Annotated in this window: 1 protein-coding gene and 1 tRNA gene; both read left to right on the forward strand. The window is 68.1% G+C overall.

What is annotated here, in order from left to right; translation table 11 throughout:
* The first annotated feature begins 133 nt into the window (after positions 1-133).
* Positions 134-1,450 carry an NCS2 family permease gene (locus tag DMC18_RS25115; protein WP_110121671.1) on the forward strand — a complete coding sequence of 439 codons (1,317 nt, stop codon included), beginning with the start codon at positions 134-136 and terminating at the stop codon, positions 1,448-1,450.
* A gap of 58 nt (positions 1,451-1,508) precedes the next feature.
* Positions 1,509-1,585: transfer RNA gene (locus DMC18_RS25120), tRNA-Arg, on the forward strand.
* Positions 1,586-1,659 lie beyond the last annotated feature (74 nt).

The following is a 1,659-nucleotide window of genomic DNA, read 5'->3' on the forward strand; positions in this document are numbered from 1 at the left end:
CGGGGCCAAGGCCGGCTTCGAAGCCGAATTCCTCGTCGGGGGCGTCGTCGCCCGCGACCTCGTCAAGAACTGGGACCGCTACGCGCGCGCCCTGCCCCAGTCTTCCAATTCGACGGCCGGGAGCCGCTAAGCCATGCTCGAACGTCTCTTCCACCTGAAGGCCCAGGGCGCCAACGTCCGCACCGAGGTGCTGGCGGGCCTGACCACCTTCATGACCATGGCCTATATCGTCGTGGTCAATCCGGCGATCCTGGGCGAGGCCGGCATGCCGGTCGCCGCCGTCGCCGCCGCCACCTGCCTGGCCGCGGGCCTCGGCTCGATCCTGATGGGGCTGATCGCCAACTACCCGCTGGCCCTGGCGCCGGGCATGGGCCTCAACGCCTACTTCACCTACACCGTGGTCAAGGGCATGGGCGTGCCGTGGGAAACGGCGCTCGGCTGCGTGTTCATCTCGGGCGTGGCCTTCCTGATCCTGACCGTGGCGGGCATTCGCCAGATGATCGTGGCCGCCATTCCCCGGCCGCTGTTTTCGGCCGTCGCGGCGGGGGTTGGCTTGTTCATCGCCTTCATCGGCCTGAAGGACGCCGGCGTCATCGTCGCCAACCCGGCCACGGCCGTGGCCCTGGGCGATCTGACCACCCCGACCGCGGCCCTGGCCCTGATCGGCCTCGTCGTCATCGCCGCCCTGCAGGCCTGGCGAGTGAAGGGCGCGATCCTGATCGGCATCCTGCTGGCGGCCATCGCCGGCTGGCTGCTGGGCCTTTCGAAGTTCACCCCCGGCGCCTACAGCCTGACGGATCTCTCGGCCACCTTCCTGAAGATGGACGTCCCCGCCGCCCTGCACCTGCGCGGCGGCATGGGCGTGGCCCTGCTCGAGATCATCTTCGTCTTCCTGTTCGTCGACCTCTTCGACAATGTCGGCACCCTGGTCGCCGTCACCAAGAAGGCCGGCCTCGTCCAGCCCGACGGCACGATCCCGCGCCTCAACCGCATCCTCACCGCCGACTCGGCCGCCACCATGATCGGCGCGGCGGCCGGCACCAGCACGGTGTGCAGCTACATCGAGAGCGCCTCGGGCGTCACCGCCGGCGGCCGCACCGGCCTGACGGCCGTGGTGGTCGGGATCCTCTTTTTGATCACCCTGTTCTTCGCGCCGCTGGTCCAGGCCATTCCCGCCGCCGCCACGGCCCCGGCCCTGGTGCTGGTGGGGGCGCTGATGATCGGCTCGCTGGCCGAGGTCGACTGGAACGACCCGACGGTGGCCATCCCGGCCTTCCTGACGGTGATCACCATTCCGCTGACCTTCTCGATCGCCAACGGCCTGGCGTTCGGCATCACCAGCTACGCGATCCTCAAGGCCGCCACGGGCAAGCTGCGCAAGGGCGACTGGCTGCTGGTGGTCCTCGCCGCGCTCTTCGTGCTGCGCTTCGTCTATCTGGCGAAAGGCTGACCAAAACCCTTTGCGCAGGCGCGGCTTTCGGCTAAGACCGCGCTTCCGCAAGGCGGATGCACCCGTAGCTCAGCTGGATAGAGCGTTGCCCTCCGAAGGCAAAGGTCACACGTTCGAATCGTGTCGGGTGCGCCAGTCTTTCGCCGAAATGCGCGCCCGTAGCTCAGCTGGATAGAGCATCAGACTACGAATCTGAGGGTCGGACGTTC

It is taken from the genome of Caulobacter sp. D5, from assembly GCF_003185805.1.
Lineage (GTDB): Bacteria > Pseudomonadota > Alphaproteobacteria > Caulobacterales > Caulobacteraceae > Caulobacter.